General features: G+C 33.4%; 20 protein-coding genes and 1 riboswitch. Of the genes, 10 read left to right on the top strand and 10 right to left on the bottom strand.

What is annotated here, in order from left to right; genetic code table 11:
- Positions 1 to 47 precede the first annotated feature (47 nt).
- Positions 48 to 3836, top strand: a complete 3789-nt coding sequence (locus NSA01_RS07805) for an InlB B-repeat-containing protein (RefSeq protein ID WP_257480923.1) — start codon at positions 48 to 50, stop codon at positions 3834 to 3836.
- A 53-nt stretch (positions 3837 to 3889) separates the two neighbouring features.
- On the opposite strand, the gene NSA01_RS07800 is transcribed toward NSA01_RS07805, so the two are convergent.
- Together NSA01_RS07800 and NSA01_RS07795 are read right to left on the bottom strand one after the other, a co-directional pair.
- A complete protein-coding gene (locus NSA01_RS07800) occupies positions 3890 to 4684 on the bottom strand; it encodes an enoyl-CoA hydratase/isomerase family protein (RefSeq protein ID WP_257480922.1) in 795 nt (264 codons plus the stop codon).
- A 43-nt stretch (positions 4685 to 4727) separates the two neighbouring features.
- Positions 4728 to 6080: a butyryl-CoA:acetate CoA-transferase gene (locus tag NSA01_RS07795; protein ID WP_257480921.1), complete on the bottom strand. Its 1353-nt coding sequence runs from the start codon at positions 6078 to 6080 to the stop codon at positions 4728 to 4730.
- A gap of 165 nt (positions 6081 to 6245) precedes the next feature.
- On the opposite strand from NSA01_RS07795, the gene NSA01_RS07790 reads away from it, so the two are divergent.
- Positions 6246 to 6383 carry a hypothetical protein gene (locus NSA01_RS07790; RefSeq protein WP_257480920.1) on the top strand — a complete coding sequence of 46 codons (138 nt, stop codon included), beginning with the start codon at positions 6246 to 6248 and terminating at the stop codon, positions 6381 to 6383.
- 35 nt (positions 6384 to 6418) lie between these two features.
- A complete protein-coding gene (locus NSA01_RS07785; RefSeq protein WP_257480919.1) occupies positions 6419 to 6667 on the top strand; it encodes a hypothetical protein in 249 nt (82 codons plus the stop codon).
- Between the two features lie 81 nt (positions 6668 to 6748).
- Here the strand turns inward: NSA01_RS07785 and NSA01_RS07780 are convergent, their stop codons facing one another.
- Together NSA01_RS07780 and NSA01_RS07775 are read right to left on the bottom strand one after the other, a co-directional pair.
- Entirely contained in the window at positions 6749 to 7342 is a 594-nt protein-coding gene (locus NSA01_RS07780) for a hypothetical protein (RefSeq protein WP_257480918.1), read from the bottom strand.
- A gap of 2 nt (positions 7343 to 7344) precedes the next feature.
- The gene (locus NSA01_RS07775) at positions 7345 to 8298 is read right to left on the bottom strand and encodes a 3'-5' exoribonuclease YhaM family protein (protein ID WP_257480917.1); all 954 of its coding nucleotides are present in this window, start codon (positions 8296 to 8298) and stop codon (positions 7345 to 7347) included.
- 99 nt (positions 8299 to 8397) lie between these two features.
- On the opposite strand from NSA01_RS07775, the gene NSA01_RS07770 reads away from it, so the two are divergent.
- The 4 genes from NSA01_RS07770 to NSA01_RS07755 all read left to right on the top strand — a co-directional run bounded on the left by NSA01_RS07770 (position 8398) and on the right by NSA01_RS07755 (position 11971).
- Positions 8398 to 9399 carry a DnaD domain-containing protein gene (locus tag NSA01_RS07770; RefSeq protein ID WP_257480916.1) on the top strand — a complete coding sequence of 334 codons (1002 nt, stop codon included), beginning with the start codon at positions 8398 to 8400 and terminating at the stop codon, positions 9397 to 9399.
- 2 nt (positions 9400 to 9401) lie between these two features.
- Positions 9402 to 10346 carry an ATP-binding protein gene (locus NSA01_RS07765; RefSeq protein ID WP_257480915.1) on the top strand — a complete coding sequence of 315 codons (945 nt, stop codon included), beginning with the start codon at positions 9402 to 9404 and terminating at the stop codon, positions 10344 to 10346.
- A 93-nt stretch (positions 10347 to 10439) separates the two neighbouring features.
- Positions 10440 to 11783, top strand: coding sequence for a butyryl-CoA:acetate CoA-transferase (locus NSA01_RS07760; RefSeq protein WP_257480914.1), 1344 nt, complete (start codon positions 10440 to 10442; stop codon positions 11781 to 11783).
- An 8-nt stretch (positions 11784 to 11791) separates the two neighbouring features.
- Positions 11792 to 11971: a DUF6440 family protein gene (locus NSA01_RS07755; RefSeq protein ID WP_257480913.1), complete on the top strand. Its 180-nt coding sequence runs from the start codon at positions 11792 to 11794 to the stop codon at positions 11969 to 11971.
- A gap of 22 nt (positions 11972 to 11993) precedes the next feature.
- Here NSA01_RS07755 and NSA01_RS07750 read toward each other — a convergent pair whose 3' ends face one another.
- From NSA01_RS07750 to NSA01_RS07725, 6 genes are all read right to left on the bottom strand, one after another.
- Complete coding sequence (locus tag NSA01_RS07750; protein ID WP_257480912.1) at positions 11994 to 12437, bottom strand: helix-turn-helix domain-containing protein; 444 nt, start codon at positions 12435 to 12437, stop codon at positions 11994 to 11996.
- Between the two features lie 122 nt (positions 12438 to 12559).
- On the bottom strand, positions 12560 to 13213 hold the full coding sequence (locus tag NSA01_RS07745; RefSeq protein WP_257480911.1) for an energy-coupled thiamine transporter ThiT: 654 nt from the start codon (positions 13211 to 13213) through the stop codon (positions 12560 to 12562).
- Positions 13214 to 13250: 37 nt separating this feature from the next.
- Positions 13251 to 13349, bottom strand: a riboswitch (TPP riboswitch).
- A 57-nt stretch (positions 13350 to 13406) separates the two neighbouring features.
- On the bottom strand, positions 13407 to 13652 hold the full coding sequence (locus NSA01_RS07740) for a helix-hairpin-helix domain-containing protein (protein ID WP_257480910.1): 246 nt from the start codon (positions 13650 to 13652) through the stop codon (positions 13407 to 13409).
- A gap of 4 nt (positions 13653 to 13656) precedes the next feature.
- Positions 13657 to 14319, bottom strand: coding sequence for an isochorismatase family cysteine hydrolase (locus NSA01_RS07735; protein ID WP_257480909.1), 663 nt, complete (start codon positions 14317 to 14319; stop codon positions 13657 to 13659).
- Between the two features lie 74 nt (positions 14320 to 14393).
- A complete protein-coding gene (locus NSA01_RS07730) occupies positions 14394 to 14636 on the bottom strand; it encodes a hypothetical protein (RefSeq protein WP_257480908.1) in 243 nt (80 codons plus the stop codon).
- Between the two features lie 8 nt (positions 14637 to 14644).
- Positions 14645 to 14920 (bottom strand): NifU family protein, encoded by a 276-nt coding sequence (locus NSA01_RS07725; protein WP_257480907.1) that lies wholly within the window; start codon positions 14918 to 14920, stop codon positions 14645 to 14647.
- A gap of 159 nt (positions 14921 to 15079) precedes the next feature.
- Here NSA01_RS07725 and NSA01_RS07720 point away from each other — a divergent pair, with 159 nt between their 5' ends.
- From NSA01_RS07720 to NSA01_RS07710, 3 genes are all read left to right on the top strand, one after another.
- The gene (locus NSA01_RS07720; RefSeq protein ID WP_257480906.1) at positions 15080 to 16495 is read left to right on the top strand and encodes a sigma-54 interaction domain-containing protein; all 1416 of its coding nucleotides are present in this window, start codon (positions 15080 to 15082) and stop codon (positions 16493 to 16495) included.
- 264 nt (positions 16496 to 16759) lie between these two features.
- Positions 16760 to 17134: a RidA family protein gene (locus tag NSA01_RS07715; RefSeq protein ID WP_257480905.1), complete on the top strand. Its 375-nt coding sequence runs from the start codon at positions 16760 to 16762 to the stop codon at positions 17132 to 17134.
- Positions 17135 to 17583: 449 nt separating this feature from the next.
- Complete coding sequence (locus NSA01_RS07710; protein WP_257480904.1) at positions 17584 to 19107, top strand: ABC-F family ATP-binding cassette domain-containing protein; 1524 nt, start codon at positions 17584 to 17586, stop codon at positions 19105 to 19107.
- Positions 19108 to 19275 lie beyond the last annotated feature (168 nt).

The following is a 19275-nucleotide window of genomic DNA, read 5'->3' as shown; positions in this document are numbered from 1 at the left end:
GCATATTTTTAAATGGGATCAAATTTACACTTGACAGCAATATAGATATGGGATCTACCATATACGGAGGCGGTAACGGAAAAGATATATCTTCAAACGCAGATGTAACGATTAATGAAAATTCTGCCGTTACAAATATATATGGCGGAAGTAAAAATGCAGACCTAACGGGAAATACAAATATAAAAGTAAAAGGCAGAGTATATACTAATTTAGTCGGAGGATGTTTATCTTCCGCAAACGCTGACAATACCGATATAACTGCGAATATGCACGGTTCAGCAAAGATAACTATCGAGGAAACCGGTCAGGCAAGATATATTTACGGAGGAAGCATGGCGACGGTCCCTAATAGCGGAGATGTAAAACTAACAAGCACAAGCAGTGTCTCCGGTTCTGTGGATATATTTATAAAAGGACTATCTGAAGAAGTATACGGAGGTGGACATGCCGGACCTTCTTCATATGTATATAAAACAACCAACACTACATGTACAAACAGCGTCGGAGGCAATATTTCTATAATATTTACCGGAAGCGCAAAAGGTGCAAATGACAATGAAATGGAATTATATGGCGGCGGAAGAGCAATGGGAACACAATCTGACACCAATCATGCAACGCTTACGGTAAAAGGTAATATAAATATTGAAGCTATCAAAGATAATTATGCCTCAGTCTCACAGGAAAACAACCAAGCGTTTAATAGATTTTTTGGAGGCGGACAAGCACTATATTCTAACGCTGTATTAAATGTTGAAGGAAATGTAACTATAAAAAGTGCCAGGGTATGCTGGGAAAGCAGCATGGGTCTCACCGGAGGCGGATATGCCTTATGGGGAGGAACCGCAAATGTAGAGGGAAAGATAAAGCTGGATTTATACAAGATAGATAATCAAATAGCTAAATACGAAAACGTAAACCTGATAATAGGAGGAGGTTTATGTGAATATACACCGGAAGGTTCCAAATCAGAGGCTACCGTAGGAAGCACTGATATTACTATACACGAAGGAACAACATTAATAAGCGGCAGCACTACCGGTCTGAATATCATTGGAGGAGGATATACAGAACAGCCTAATGCAAATGTTGATGTAAAAGGAAGTACCGGTATAAAATTGGAAGATAACCTAAATTTCCAAAGAGGTATATGTGCCGGCGGAGTATTAAGAACATCAAGCTGTAAAAATTCTTCTGCAAATGTAGGAAGCACAAACCTAGAATTCGGAGATAATATAAACTTAGCTTCAGGGAACATAATTGGAGGAGGATATATTAATGAAGCTATAAATGCCAGTACAGATGTTAAAGAAAGTATTAATATTAAATATGGCAAAAATAATAACTTTGACGGAAAATGGTTATACGGCGGAAGCTTTATAAATGCAGGTTCGGGAAAAGCTAATATTGGAAACAATAATTCAAAAGACGCAATAGTGATAACTGCTGAAGACGGACTTAAGGCAAATCAATTTATATGTGGTGGATATATTCAAAATAATATGAATAAAAGTGAAATTAAAATAACGGGAAATATAAATACGAATTTAAAAGGAGGAAATATAAATTATTTCTTAGGAGGAGGAAGACTTTACGCTGCCAACGGTAATGTAAATATTGATGGCAATATAACTCATAATTTATCTAATTTAGATATCAAAGGTGTATATCCGGGAAGTGCTTCTTATTCCTACAATGAAAACGACCCGGGAAAAGCAAATATATCAGGTAATGTAGATACAACCATAAAAAACTCGCAAGTAAATGAAGGCATATATACCGGAGGTGTTAATTACTGCGATATAGAAAAAAATGCCAGACTAAACATAAAAGATAGTACTATTAACGCAAATATTTATGCTTTGGGTTCAAATCATAGCTCAATAAAAAATGATTCGATTATATCTCTTCTCGGTTCAACAACAAACAGTAAATATATATTCTCATACCAAAACGGCACAACATGTTCGGCAGGAAGAGTATTGGTCGAAGCAGGAAATGAAATAGAAACCAAAACCAGTACATACACAACCGGAATTTACTCTACCGATAACACAAAACAAACTAATGTAAAAATAAATAATAACGCAGAATTAACACTTACTTATACAGGCACAGACTCTCCGTACCACTTAATGAATATAAATGATATAGATATTGAAAAAGAAGGTAGTTTAATTACAAAATCTGTTCAAAATACTCCTATAAAAGGCAATTTAACAGGAAATGGAACAATAACCATACCTAGCGGAGGAAAAATAACAGGCAGTGGAAAACTTGACGGAAACTTAACATTAAACACTACAGGAACACTGGATAAAGATATAGAGTTTTTTGAATTCGATAAATCCAGTACGGGAAAAGTTAATTTCACCGACCCGGATTATAAATACTATCTCAAAAAAGAAGTCGGAAGCGATAAAGCTGTATGGATATTAAAAGAAGGAATCATAATAAATATTAACACTCCAAACAATGGAACTATAACTCCCGGCGGAAAGACAATGATAGGTAAAGGTGAACCGACGGACTTCACTTTTACTCCGGATTACGGATATCAAATAGATGATGTTAAAGTAGGCGGAGTCAGTGTCAAAAATGATATAAAAAAACATGATGATTTAAGAAGCAGTATATATACATTAACAGCAGATATTACCACATCGATAGAAGTGTCATTTAAACCTTTGGATAAAGACACAATGGAGGATATAATAAATAATCTGCCTAAAGTAGAGGAAACAACACCTCCAAAAGATGAGGAAATTGACAAGATACTTGATGCAAAACTGGATTATGAAGCCCTTAGTGAAGAAGAAAAGAAAAAAGTAGATGTAGACAGCACAGATAATCTTCATGAGAGTTTATCAAAGATCCCTCAAATAGAAGTTGAACTTGCGATCAAGATACAAACAGGAGGAAACGATATAGTAAATATAGATGAAGAGCAAAAGAAACGTTTCCTATACTCTTTAGATGAAAATGATATAAAGGAAGTAAAAGAAAATAATACGCAGCTATTAAAAATCGTCATTGAAATCAATGATATCGAAAAACCTAAAGACGAAGAACAAGAAAAAATCAATAATGTATTATCGGATCATAATATAGGAAAACATTTTATTGTAGATGTAACAAAAGAAAAATATCAAAATAAAGACGACAGTATCCCTATTGCAACAGAGAAAATTACAAAAATGCCTCAAAGTGTAGATTTAACTTTTAAAATACCTGATGAATTAAAACCAAAAGATAATTTAATCTACACATATGCTATGATACATACACATTTTGAAAATGGTACCTATAGTTCTATATTATTAAGTGATAAAGATAATATCAATGAAACCGTAACAATATCCACAAATAAATTTTCAACTTACACAATGGTATACAAAGTAAGCGGTACAAAACCTATCGTATCATATACCGTAAAATTCGATACTATGGGCGGAAGCTTTATCGAACCGCAGGAAGTAGAAGAAAATGGAGTGGTTACCATACCTAAAGATCCGACTAAAAAGAACCATAAATTTAAAGGTTGGTACATAGATAAACAATGTAGTAGACTATGGGACTTTGAAAAAGATAAGGTGACAAAAAATATAACTCTATATGCCGGCTGGAAATCATTAAGTGATAACAATCAGATAACAACAAAACCAAATGATAATAGTACAGGTACATCGGAAAACAGAAAAAACAATAATAAAAATAATATTACAACGGTAAATACAAATGATACCAATCATTTAGGTATTTGGATAGTCTTATCTATTTTTACATTGACAGGCTTGATAATATTGATACAAAAAGCAAAAAAATATAATTAATTAAAAAGACCTCTGATTTAGAGGTCTTTTTTTATGCAGTAAAAATTATTTAATCATTCACCTTTAAAATCGGCTTTTCGTTTTTCTATAAATGCACATACACCTTCTTTAAAATCTTCGGAGGCTATACATTCTCTCTGAGTAGGAACCTCGCCGTCTTTTAAATATTTTTCATAATCTGTATAGTTTGCTTCAAAAAATTGTTTTTTGAGGTTTTTATAAGCAATCAAAGGACCCTCGGTAATTTTCTTAGCCAAAGCCATTGTAGTTTCTTCAAGCTCATCTTTAGAACATACCTTGTTTACAATTCCAAGTTCCATAGCTTCTACAGCTCCCAAAGGCTTTCCGGTAGCACAAAGCTCAAATGCTTTTGCTATACCAATAGATTTACTTAATAAATAAGTCCCTCCGGTATCAGGCACCAAACCCAGATTAATGAAAGCCTGTATGAACTTAACATTATCCGCACAAACGACAAAATCTCCGGATAATGCAAGGTTTGCTCCTGCACCTGCTGCAGCACCGATAACAGATGTAATTACTATCTTGCTCATTTTCTTTATATTCAAGGATACATATCCGGCTCTCTCAATCAAATCGTCCATATTTATATCTCCGCCGGCTTTAATATTTTTATAGAAATATCCTATATCCCCTCCCGCTGAAAATGCTTTTCCTCCGCTTTTCAAAATAACAACTTTTACATTTGGATCATTTTCACATTTGTCCAGTATATCAAGCAGCTCCTCTGCCATATCCATATCTATTGCATTTAAGTTATCGGGATAATTCATTGTAATCGTAGCAATACCATCTTCCACAGTATAAATATTTTTCTTATATTCCATATTTTTTCTCTCTTTCAAATTGTTTAATAGTATATACTAATTATTAAACACGTTTATTAGTTCTGTTCCAGATATGCATTTCGTCAGCTTCTTTAATAAGTTCGTCTCTAAGGTCAGGATGAGAAACCGAAATAATTTTTTCTGCTCTTTCCCATGTTGAAGCTCCTTTGAGGTTAACTAATCCGTATTCCGTAACAAGATACTGAGTATTGGCTCTTGTAGCCGTAATTATACCTCCTTCGGTAATGCAAGGTTTTATTCTGCTCTTAAGTGAACCGTCTTTTGTAGGAACAGTGGAAGAACAGCAAATAAAGCTCTTACCGCCTTTAGATTTATATGCACCGAGAACAAAGTCGAGCTGTCCTCCGGCACCGCTTATATGACGAGTCCCCCCTGTTTCGGAAGCAACCTGTCCGAACAAGTCTACTTCAACAGTATTATTAATAGATATAAAATTATCTAAACCTGCAATCACATTGATATCATTTACATAATCTACAGGCGCCGCCATAATGCTCGGATTAGCATCCACAAAATCATAAAGCTTTTGTGTTCCTGCTCCGAAAGTAAACACCTGACGTCCTTTGTCTATACTTTTTCTCTTACCTGTTATCTTTCCTGCCATAGTTATATCAACAAATGAGTCAACATACATTTCTGTATGAACGCCAAGATCCTTTAAATCAGATTTTGCAATCAAAGAACCTACTGCATTAGGCATACCCCCTATACCAAGCTGCAAACATGCTCCGTCAGGTATCTCGGGAACAATCAATTCGGCAACGGCTTCATCTATTTCGCTTGTTTTACCTGAAGGCATTTCTGCCATAGGTCTGTTCGAACTTTCAACTACCATATCGACATCGTCAATATGTACTCCTACTTCAAAACCTCCCAGACAAACCGGCATATTTTCATTAACCTCAACAACAACGGTATCGGAAATCTCACAAAGTGCAGCCAAATGAGAGGCAGAAAGACCAAAGTTAAAGAACCCATGTTTATCCATAGGTGCGACTTGAATAAAAGCTACGTCGACATGCTTGATATTTTCCCTGTAATAACGAGGTACTTCGGAATAACGAATAGGTACATAATAACAAATTCCGGAATTAATAAGTTTCCTTTCGATCCCCGTCGTATGTATGGAATTCCAAATAAGTCTTCCGGGTGCATCTTCAAGCTTTGTTACTTCCGGCTGCCATAATGCTATCCCACCTCTGAATTTTAAATCTCTTAGAGAAGAATCTTCCTTCATCCTTTCGGCAAGAGCCTTATCCAAGTCTACAGGATGATTTGCACAAAAACTGTAATCTACCCAGTCCCCCGATTTTACTACCTTTACCGCCTCTTTTGCAGTAGTAAGCTTTTCCTTATATTTAGCTTGATAATCCATAATATACACTTCCTTTCATCAGTCGATTATCCGTTCAAAAAACATTATATTTATACTTATATATTACCTTAGAAAACGTTTTCTGTCAATGTTAAAAACAAGTCAAAATATTTACATTTATACTAAATTATCCTAAATATATAGTCTCATTTAGGAGGGGAAATCATGAAGTTAAAAAAAATCATAGCAGTACTTTTAATCGGTCTTATGGCGGTTTCTTTTGTAGCCTGCGGCGGCAGTAATACAGATAGTGATCAGCCTAAGGAAAATCCAATCACAGCAGAGGAATTAAGACAGAAATAGCAAATATAGGGATTAAAGCAACAGAGGAAGAAACAATGTTTGAACTTGTAGGTGCAAAATCGGGATATAAATTATCTGCAGACGGTAAAACACTTGAATTATATGCGTTTGATAAAGACAGTGATCAATATAAAAACGCAGAAAAAGACGGGAAACTTACAATGGAATCACTTGGAAGCGATATAACAGAAAAGGTTAAGGTTGTAAACGGATATGCAATAATCTTACCTAGTGATTTTTCTCAGTATGAAAAAGTTTTAGCACTTTTTAAAATACTGGAATAAGTATATTGCGGGGTGCGAAATCTCGCAGCTCAAGACAATCTTTCCCATAAAAGACAAAATAAAAAGACTGCATGGCAGTCTTTATTTTTTACGTTTTCCTCTTTTTTTCTTGTTTGGTGTCGGTGCATAAGCATATGCAGATTTACCCTTTTCTTTTCCGACATTAAGTCTTGAAATCCTATTTATTTCGTCCTTATCGTCATAATCTATAAACATTATTTGTGTAGCATTTAAAAACCCTGACTTAGGTTTATATTTTACGATAAGACCTTTATGTTTCTTTCTTTGTTCGATTTCATAAGAATCCATATTATCATATGTAAGTGCACCTGTCATTGTACGAACTCCCCATTCGTACATACCTCTGCCGCCTAAAACGCACATGAACAGCGAATATGTAGCAAATCCAAAATAGACACCTATAATTCCTATCAAATAGAAAAATAAGGTCTCATTTAAAAAATGCAAGAAATCCAAAACTAATATACCTGCTATGATTAAAATCAAATATAATAATTGTTGTTTAAAATCAGTGTTTTCAAGCCCCTTTGGAGCCTCATAAACCATTTTCCCCAGCTTCTTATTATTTTTAATATAACCTCCGAGCTTAATTGCAAGCATTCCGAAATATCCAATCATGAATACTACTAAAAGTGCACTCATTTGTACAGTCATAATTAATCTTCCTCCTTATTATCAAGTGTATAGTGATAAATATTTCTGTTATCAAGCATTCTTACTCTGCTTGAAAATTCATTTTCATTTGTGTTATTAAATGCAGTTTCCATTTGATTCATCCTTGAATCTAGAATATCTAAGTAATGTAGTATTTCAGCTTCGGGTATCATAGGATATTTCGGAGAACCGAATTCCGGATGATAGTGATGAGACAGTATCATATGCTTTAATAGTGAAGGGACTTCACTGTTTATACTCAATGTCCTGCTTACATTGTCTATCTCACATACACACTGAATTATATGTCCAAGCAACTGTCCGTCAGTACTGTATGACTCGACAACACCTATATCATTACACTCCATTTCTTCAGTCTTACATATATCATGTAAGATAACTCCCGCAAATACCAAATCTTTATTTAAAAATTTATATGTATCTGTAAGTTTCTTTGCATTCGTAAGCATAGTATATGTATGATACATAAGCCCGCTCTTCATAGCGTGATGAAAAGATTTTGCTGCGGGATAACTCTTAAATTTATCTTTATATTTTTCCGTAAGCGTTTTGGTAATTATTTTAATATCTTCATTTTTTATATTCTCTATTGTATCGATTATATCGTCATACATTTTATCAGAATTCAAAGGAGCTGTTTCAACGAGCTTAGCCATATCTTCATCATTTAGCTCTACCTTTTCAATACTCTCGATTTTAACCTGTGGATTAGAACCAAAACTGTCTACTTCTCCTCCGACTTTAACCGTATCTCCTACCGAAAAAACGTCTTTCATAGTAGGATCTACATTCCATAGCTTTGCAGGGATCTCTCCGCTTTTATCTTTTAATATTATATCCAAATAGTCTTTTCCGTTTCTAGCCCTACGTAAAGTGACACCTTTTAATAAGAAATTGTCAAAGACCTTATCGGAAACTTTAAGTTCATTAATCATTTTCTACCTCATAAAAATAAAATACAATAACAATATATATTCTACACTAAAGTTACAAAATATGCTATAATTGTTTTACTTTATTTTGGAGAAATTTTAATGAATAGATTTGAACTTGTAAATAATAATGATGATATCGGAGTAACAATAGTAGAGAATATGTTTATCAATCACTTTATGCCTATGGCAAGGGGGGATTATGTCAAAGTATATCTTTACGGACTAAAGTGTACTCAAAATTCTATTGAGGATATGCCTTCAAACAGAAAAATAGCAAATACTTTGGGAATGAGCGAAGCCGATGTCGTAAAAGCATTTAGATACTGGCACGAAAAACAAGTTATCACATTTATGCATACCGACAAAAGAAATTATGTGATACAATACAAAAATATTTCCACAATGATATTTACTCCGGAAAAATTCAAAAAAAATGGTTCATACTCCGAAACTATAGAATATAATGCTAAAAAACAAAATCTTTTCGAAGATTTAAGTCAGGAATTTGAAGCTCCAATGGAAGAAGGAGGACTTGGTAGACCTATTTCACATCAGGAAATGGAGATGTTTTCGGACTGGATGGAAGAATACTCTTTCAGTGCGGAAACAGTTAAATTAATAGTAAATACATGTTTGATAAAAAGAAAAATAAAACAGAGAAAATACTGGAATGCAGTCGCTATGGATTTTTATTCAAAGGGAATTAAAACATTTGATGAAGCTGCAACAGAATTTAGTAAAAGCGATAAAAGATATCAGGAATATCAGCAAATATTTAAATATCTTGGTCTTAATACCAGAGGTTCTTTTATTACAAAGCCGGAAGAAGCTTTGGTTGACAAATGGTTTGATGAATATAAATTAAACATGGAACAGATTTTAAAAGCCTGCGACGAAACAATCTCAACAAATCGTCCAAGCTTTAAATATGTAGATAAAATAATCTATAATATGTACATAAATACAGATAAAGATACAAAACCTAAACAAAATAAATATGCAAAAACACAAAATAACAGTAAAAAAGAAACTATTCAAAGTGACCTTGATTATGAATATTACAGCGAAGAAGATATTGAAAGAATGATGAGCGGAGAATAATCATGGAAGATAAAGAAATCAGTGTAAGTAATTTCAATAATAAGAGAAAAGTAAAAGAAAAAGAATTAAGTAATAAAATAGATATAATGTGTAAAAATTATCCGTCAATAAAAACTATCATTGATAAGATAAATGCTTACGGACTTTATGCATGTATGAATGATATATCAAATGAAATTTTTGAAAATAGAAATATAGAGTTAAACAATCAGCTAAAAACAGAACTTGAAAAATTAGGCTTTGATAAAGATTATTTAAGTCTCAAATATGACTGCGAAAAATGTAAAGACAGCGGTTATGTTAACAATGAGATGTGTACTTGCCTAAAAGAATATCTTAAAAAAAGAAAAAAGAAAAACAGTATTTTATTCAGAGACGGAAGTTTCGATAATTTTGATGAAAACTTATTTGACAATGACAAAAGAAAATATCAAATAACGCCGAGAGAGAATATAATAAAAAACAAAGAACAATCTCTTAAATTTATTAATACATTTGAAGATGAAAAAAATATTCTTGGATTATTAATGTCAGGTAAAGTAGGAAGCGGAAAAACATTTTTGGCAGCAGCTACGGGAAAAATGCTGTTAAATAAAGGTTACAGTGTAATTTGCCTAACGGCAAAAGAGTTTGAAGATATAATTAAAAGTTTTAATGATCCCGATTTGGAAAAAAAGAAAAAAGAAATTCTCGATGTGGATCTGCTTATTTTAGATGACCTTGGCATTGAAACGCAGAGTGATTATGTGAATAACGAAATACTTAAGTTAATAGACTATAAAATGACTTATAATAAAAAAATGATTATGACAACTAATCTTACCTTAAATGAAATAAGAGAAAAATACAAATCAAGAATATATTCAAGAATAGTAAGCAATTTTAAATATTTAAAATTTTTTGGTCCTGATATAAGGGTAACAAGCAAAATGAAAAAAAATCAGTAAAATTTTACTGATTTTCCACCTATAAACTATTGACCGAAAATGCTTATAAATGATAAAATATATTTACATTTTAATAATTGAAAGGATGTTAGTATGGATTTTAAACAAGAATACGGACAAAAATTAGTTACCGCAGCTGAGGCGGTAAAAGCAGTAAAATCTGGAGATTGGATTGACTACGGATGGACAACGACTACTCCCGTAGCATTTGATAAGGAACTTGCAAAAATATTGCCAAACCTAAAAGACTTAAATATTAGGGGTGGTATTTTAATGTGGGAACCTGAAATTTTTAAAGTAGATAATGCAAAAGAACATTTTACATGGAACTCATGGCATATGGGAGGAATAGAAAGAAAAGCTATAGCAAAAGGATTCTCATTCTATGCACCTATTCGTTACTCCGAACTTCCAAGATACTACAGAGACGGAAATACTCCCGGAGCAGATATTGCGGTTATGCAAGTTGCACCGATGGACAACCACGGATATTTTAGTTTCGGACCAAGTGCCTCACATCTAATGGCAGCATGTGAAAATGCAAAAAAAGTCATTGTTGAAGTAAATGAAAATGTACCTAGATGTCTTGGCGGTTACGAAGAAGCAATTCATATTTCCAAAGTCGACATGATAATTGAAGGAGACAATCCTCCAATGGCAGAAATGGGCGGCGGCGGTGCCGCAACGGAAGTTGATAAGACAGTAGCAAAACTTATCGTTGAAGAAATACCAAACGGAGCTTGTTTACAGCTTGGTATAGGTGGTATGCCAAATGCCGTAGGTTCTTTGATTGCTGAATCAGATTTAAAAGATTTAGGTGTTCATACAGAAATGTTTGTTGACGGTTTTGTCGATATTGCAAATGCAGGAAAAATTAACGGTTCAAAGAAAAACTTAAACAGATTCCGTCAAACATACGCTTTTGGTGCGGGAACTAATAAATTATATGATTACTTAGACAACAATCCTGAATGTATGTCTGCTCCCGTTGATTATACAAATGATGTAAGAATCATCTCTGCTCACGATAATTTCATATCTATAAATAATGCTGTAGATATTGATTTATTCGGACAAGTCAGCTCTGAAACATCAGGAACAAAACAAATAAGCGGTGCAGGCGGACAGCTTGACTTCGTTCTTGGCGCTTATCTGTCAAAAGACGGAAAGAGCTTTATCTGTTTATCTTCAACATTTAAAAATAAACAAGGCGAACTAAAATCTCGTATTCTTCCTACACTACATCCTGGTTCAGTAGTTACCGATACAAGAGCCAATACTCATTATGTAGTAACTGAATATGGTAAAGTCAACTTAAAGGGTCTTTCTACATGGCAAAAAGCAGAAGCACTCATAAGTATCGCACATCCTGATTTTAGAGATGAACTTATAAAAGACGCTGAAAACATGAACATTTGGAGAAGAAGTAATAAGTAGGTAAATAAATGAAAGAAGCAAGATTTAAAAAGACCTATTCACAAGGAACAATGACTGTAACTGAAATTTGGGTAGACAGAAATACCGGTGTGAATTATTTATATCATGTAAATGGTTATTCCGGAGGACTGACACCTTTGCTTGACAGAGAAGGAAAACCAATAATAACAGCAGTTTATGACGAATAAAAAGAACCCATATGGGTTCTTTTTATTTATTTTCTTCTTCTTTTAATTTAAGATATGCCTTATAATAAATATCTTTTAAAACTAATGTTGCATCTTCCAATGAATAATTATATTTTTTCATCGCTTCTTTAATCAAATTACTAAAGAGATCAAAATAATGATTTATATATATCTCTTTTTCATATTTATTCAAAATAGGATAAAGTTTAGACCAATCTACTTCATATCCATTCGATGTCTGCTTCATTTCAGGTACTTTAGTTTCCTCTGCTTCATCATTCAATAAGTAATCTATACTGACATTTAAGGTATCAGATAGAAGCTTAAGTTTACCTGCTTCAGGATAAGCAATATCCGATTCCCATTTGGAAATAGTTTGCCTTGAAACATCAAGGACTTCCGCCAACTGATCCTGCGTTAAGTTGATATTTTTCCTCGCTTTTGATATTTTTTCTCCTGTTTTCATATTAGCACCTCCGTTACTATTTAATTATAACATCCTTACATTTCATTTGAACCAACTTGACGTTTCTAAATGCAACTTGTAAGTGCTTTAAATATATAAAAATCAAAAAATATAATTATACTCTATGCATTAATTTTAATTCGCTCAAGTCCTTTTTTTACTGCAGGCACGGATATGATTATAACAGTCAAAAGAGCTTCCGCACCGATATATATACCATTATACACTAAAGAATATGGTAAAGCTGCCCAACCTTCCCATGCATATTCAGAAAAGAAAATCCATCCCGAAATCACCGCAAATAGATATCTGCCCAAAACTCCGATCAAATAACCCTTTAACAGTCCGTTTTTAGATTTATAAAATAGTCCCGACAAACCAAGAGAGCCAAAAGCAAATAAGTAATCCACCAATACCTGAAGGGGAAAAACTATATAAGGCTGGACTATAAATTGTAAGATACCATATGCACTTGCCGTTAAAACACCTGTGGCGGGTCCGTAAAAATAACCTGCCAAACATACAAACAGCATACTGCATAAAGTAACAGTACCTCCAAATGGGAATTCATATACTTTTAAGAATGATGCAACGGTCCCAAGAGCAATTATCATCGCACAGTACACTAACTCTTTTGTATTTTTTCTTTTTTGTTCTCTCTTCTTTGATAAAAATGTAGCTATACATAAAACCGATAAAAATAAAATGACTAAAGCTATATATCCCGCAGATTTAAGAACATATCCATTATCAGTAGAAGTTATAAAAAAAGACATAAAAAATCCTCCTTATTTTATATAAACAGGAGGGGTTTAACAAATTCTTTAGCTTCCTTACGCCGGTATTACCCGGATCAAGTAGTAAGGGTGAACAAATTGTTTTCTCAGCCTAATGGCTCCCCTAGCTTGTTTATTTAATTACTCTGATACTCTAACATTTAATAAAACAAAAGTCAAATGGGATAAATTGCTATTTATCTTTAAAATCCCACCATTTTTTATTTTCTTTGTCTTTTCCGTCATTTGCATAATACACTGCACATCTATATACATAAAGCTGACATCTGTCTATCTGAAAACCTCTTCTTTCACAGTCCCTTAAGTATATTTCTTCGGGATCTTCACCTTTTAAAGAGTTTATCGTTCTATACCCAAGTTCTATTAAATCCTTTTCCGTTTTAGCTCCAACTCCGGGAATTTTTCTAAGCTCACTCATATCTTTACCTATTGTCTTTTAAAGAATTTATTACTTTAATATTTTTACTTTCTATTTTATTTATAATACTATTATCATTAGGATTTATGGCATTTCTTATGATTTTAACATTATATCCTCTATTCTTTGCTCCGACAGCTGTTTTTAATACACAAGCTCTCGCATCCTGACCGGAGATATAAATATCCCCAATATCATTATTTACAAGAAAAGAAGATAACTCTTTATTGGTAAATGCATCCTGATTATGTTTAATAAATATATTTTCACTCTTTATATTTAGTTTATCAGCAAATTCGGTATCACCGCTTCCTTTTAAAAATCCACCGCCCATGGTGAATAAAGAAAATAGTATGTCATAATATTCAAATACATTTTTGATATAAATGATATTATAATCCAAATCCTTTGCAATTTTAATTTCTTTATTGACTCTCTTTATAAAATCATTCTTATTTTTGGAATTACACTTTTGTAAATCCAAAACGAACAAAGCACTTTCTTTTCCAACTATAGAAGTATCATTTCCTTTTGTCGGAAGTACAAATACTATTAATCTTAATAGTAAATACATTATGAACACCCAAGTGAGCCATATAGGTGTATATATTAAAAGTATCAAGAATACACATAAAGAAATCAGTTTTAAAAGCATATATTTATCCATTTTTATACCCCCGAATCATAACTAAACATATTATATCACAATATAATAAAAAAACCGATAAACTCGGCTTTATATTATAACTTAATATCTTCTAATTCTCGTTTACTTTTAATAATATATGTTTTTATATTCTTATCAATAAAACTAACATCTGCACAAGCAGAATTACAGCCGCATACGATTAAACAAATATCGACATCATTATCGTAATCATAAGTAAACTCAATATCTTTATATTTTCTTTTGAAATTATCTAACTCTCTTACCCTGTCATACCTCGGATTACATCCCCCGCAATATTTTATAAATACTTTCATAAATACCCTTAATGTTTTAAAATCTTTTTAGCAAAATCCAACAGTTCTTCACTTACTTCTTCAATTAAAATAACATCTTTTACTTCGGGGATTTCTTCCATGACGCTGCTTTTAATCAAATCTTCGTTAGTGGTTCTTGCTGCTGGGCATCCAGAACACTGACCTATTAATTGAATTCTAAGTATATTATCTTCATAACTCTTTATTACTACATCTCCCCCATGACTGTTAAGAGAAGGTCTGACTTTTTCATTAAGTACTTTTTCTATTTTATCGATCATCATACTGCCTCCGTGATAATATAACCACATTATATATTCATATCAAAATAATATCAAGTAAAAAAAGATAAAACATCATTATGACTTTTATTACCAATATTATGACAAAAATACAGTTGCATTATTGCAACAAAGGAGTTAAAATGAAACAGAGGTAAAAAAATGGGAAAGAATGATACAAATAACTTTAGTATTTTTAATAATTTGCAGGAAGCAAATGACAGGTTAGATGCTATTATAGAAAATTCATTTGACGGAATATATATAACGGACGGAAATGCAAATACAATAAAAGCGAATAAATCTTATGAGATGATAACAGGACTAAAAAAAGAAGAAGTCATCGGAAAAAATATGCTTGATTTAGTAAAAAATAATGTTATTTCCGTTTCAGGTTCATTGCTTGCCATGCAAAAAAAGAAACCTATAACACTTCAGCAGGAATTTAAAACAGGAAAAAAAGCCTTGATAACAAGCTCTCCGGTCATAGATGATAACGGAGACATAATCATGGTAGTAACCAATGTAAGAGATTTAACCGAAATATATAATTTAAAAGAAGAAATCGGAAGAAAACAAATAATAGACACAAATAGAGAACACAAATTAAGTCCGATAAATAATAATCCTACTATAGTTGACGATATCATCTGCGTTGATAAAAAATCCATAGAAGCATTAAACATTGCCGATAAAGTAGCAGGACTAGATGCAACGGTGATGTTGCTTGGAGACACAGGAGTAGGAAAAGAACTGTTTGCAAATCATATATATAAAAACAGCAACAGAAAAGATAAACCTTTTATAAAAATCAACTGCGGTGCGATATCTCCAAACCTTGTTGAAAGTGAACTTTTCGGATATGAAAAAGGTGCTTTTACGGGAGCAAATAAAAACGGAAAAGCGGGACTGTTCGAAGTCGCGGATAAAGGAACGATATTCTTGGATGAAATCGGCGAACTCCCTCTTAATATGCAAGTGAAACTTTTAAGAGTTTTGCAGGAGCAGGAAATAGAGAGAATAGGCGGAACAAAACCAATTAAAATAGATGTAAGGATAATTGCAGCAACAAATGCAGATATGGAAGATATGGTCGATAAAAAATTATTCAGAAAAGATCTTTATTACAGACTTATGGTATTCCCTATCTATATCCCCTCTCTAAGAGAAAGAAAAGAAGATATAATCCCACTAACAAACCTATTTATAAATAATTTTAATGATAAATACGGATTTAACAAGAAGTTCAGCGAAAGTGCATTGGAAAAATTAAAAAATTATGACTGGCCCGGAAATATCAGAGAACTTAGAAACATAGTTGAAAGAGGGCTGATTATTTGCAGTAAAGAAAAAGTAAATGCAAAGGATCTACCTTTAAATATATCACCTAAAAGTAACCCTTTTGAAAATATTGAACTTAATGAAACTAAAGATTTAAAAAAGTTAGTTGAAAGTATAGAACTTAAATATATAAATGAAGCATATAAAAAATATAAGAATGTAAGAGATGCAGCGGCAAGTTTGAACATGGATCCGTCTACTTTTGTAAGAAAGAGAAAGAGATATGCTCAAAAATAAAAAATAATATAATACGTTTTAACTTTAGAGTCTTGATTAAAATTTAAGACTCTTTTTTATTTAAAATTATTTATATCTGGTATTATATTTAGTCACCGTTCTCATATATCTTAATTTCATATGCTGCTACTAGATGTTCGTAAAACAGTGTCATACAGCACGATTTAATTAATAAATAAATTATCGGAAAATTATATATAAAAAATTTAATAAATAATAAAATATGATATAATAAATCCAGTTTGATTGAAAGGAAGAGATAATATGAAAACAGTATCAACAAAAAAGGCACCTCAAGCGATAGGACCTTATTCGCAGGGAATTATCGTGAACGGTATGTTATATGCATCGGGACAGATACCGATAATCCCCGAAAGCGGAGAAATTATCGAAGGGGATATAAAAGTGCAGGCTAATAGAGTATGCCAAAATATAGAAGAGATATTAAGAGAAGCGGGAAGCGGATTTGATAAAGTCATAAAGACCACATGCTTTTTAAGTGATATCGAAGATTTTGCGGATTTTAACGGAGTTTATGAAAAATACTTCATTTCAAAGCCTGCAAGGTCGTGCGTGGAAGTATCAAGACTTCCCAAAGACGTGCTTGTGGAAGTTGAAGTTATCGCGGTAGTTGAATAATTAGATTTAAAGCACCCTGTAGGGTGCTTTTTGTTTTCTTTTTTAAAGAAACAAACTTCCTAGGGGCAGAGCCCCTTAATCTTCCATTTGACAAATAACAAAACCTCTGCTATCATGAGCTTAGTAAAAAAGGAGAAAGTCATGAACTTTTACGAAACAGACAAAATCACCAGAAAACTCAGCTCTGTGCAATTTAACGATGAACGTTGTGCAGAGCATAAAATATTCATCGGGAAGTAATAACAGTAAAATGAACCTTTAAAAGGATTTATTTTATTGCTCTCTTCCCGATAAAAGATTTAGGCTATGGGCAGCGTTACGGTCCGTAGCCTTTTGTTTTATATTTAAAACGGAAGGCAGATACCGCCTTCTTTTTTATTTGAATTTTATTTTATTCATTTATGAAGGCGAAGAATAAAAATAAATAAAAAATCAGCGAGGAAAACAAAATGAGTTTATTATATATAGAAAATCTTTTTCATTCATATTCGGATACGGTTTTATTCAAAGGTGCGGATATGACGCTAAATAAGGGCGAACATATGGGTATAGTAGGTCAGAACGGTGCGGGTAAAAGCACCTTTATAAAAATATGCACGGGACTTACCGTCCCCGACGAAGGCAGGGTCGTGTGGGACAAAAAGATAAAAGTCGGATATCTTGACCAGTACGCAAAAATAGACGATGAGATAACAATAAAGGACTTCCTGAAATCTTCATTTGAAGAATTATACATCATGGAAGACAAAATGAACGAATTATACATAAAATCCGCGGAGGGTGATTTTGATGCACTGGAAAAGGCGGGTAGATATCAGGAAAGGCTGGAGAGAGAAGATTTTTACGAAATAGATACGAAAATCAAACAGATCTCTACGGGGCTCGGACTTGATGCAATAGGTCTTAACAGAAAGATAAGGAATTTAAGCGGAGGTCAAAGGGCTAAAGTAATCCTTTCAAAGCTCCTTCTTCAAAAGCCCGACGTCCTCCTCTTGGACGAACCCACCAACTTTTTAGATAAAGAACATGTAGCATGGCTCAGTGAATACCTTAAAAATCTGGATAACGCATTTATGGTGGTCTCCCACGACCATACCTTCTTGGAAAATATATCCAACAGGATATGTGATATAGATAACGGGAAGATAAACAAATACTACGGGACATACTCCGAGTTTCTCAAAAAGAAAGAAATGCTCAGAGAGGACTACATCAGAAAATACAACGCTCAGCAAAGAGAAATCAAGAAGACCGAGGAATTCATAAGAAGGAACATTGCGGGAAGAAAGACTAGGATGGCTAAGGGCAGACGTAAACAGCTGGAGAGGATGGATAAAATGGAAGCCTTGGACACAAGAGAAATAAATCCCGTCTTCGACTTAAAAAGCCTTCCTCTGAATAACACCGAACAGCTTAGCGTAAATAACCTTAAAGTTGGATATGACTACCCTGTATTAAAAGACATAAACCTATCCGTAAAAGGAGGAGAGAAGGTGGTTATAACAGGCTTCAACGGCATAGGAAAATCCACCTTATTAAAGACCCTTACGGGAAATATCGAAAAGCTGGGCGGAGGATTTGAATTTTCCCCTCAGGTCATCATCGGATACTACGAACAGGACCTCACTTGGGAAGACGATAAAATGACGCCTCTTGAAATAGTTTCAGACAGCTTCAGAAAGCTTTCCGAAAAGGAAATACGACGTCATCTTTCAAGATGCGGAATTAGCTTCAAACATTCCAATCAGGAAATAGCTTCCTTAAGCGGCGGAGAGCAGGCAAAAGTAAAGATGTGTCTGCTTACATTAAGCCCATGCAATTTCCTCATTATGGACGAACCTACCAATCATCTGGACAAAAACGCCAAAGAAGCACTCAAAAAAGCACTTCTCACCTTTAAAGGAAGCGTAATACTTGTCTCCCACGAAGAGGAGTTTTATAAGGGGTTCTTTAACAAAATAATTCATTTATAATAGGTTTCGACCCTAAAACCCTATGCAGGGCACTGCCCTACAACCCACATAAGGGGCTCTGCCCCTAATACCCCGATACTCTGTAGGGTTCCACCCTACAACCCGCCATTCTGCAAGGCTCCGCCTTACAATCCACATAAGGGGCTCTGCCCCTTATACCCCGGCACT

The sequence above is a fragment of the Anaerofustis stercorihominis genome, from assembly GCF_024623185.1.
GTDB lineage: Bacteria > Bacillota > Clostridia > Eubacteriales > Anaerofustaceae > Anaerofustis.
The sequence above is the reverse complement of the archived record's forward strand: the minus strand, read 5'-3'. Positions and strand labels throughout refer to the sequence as shown.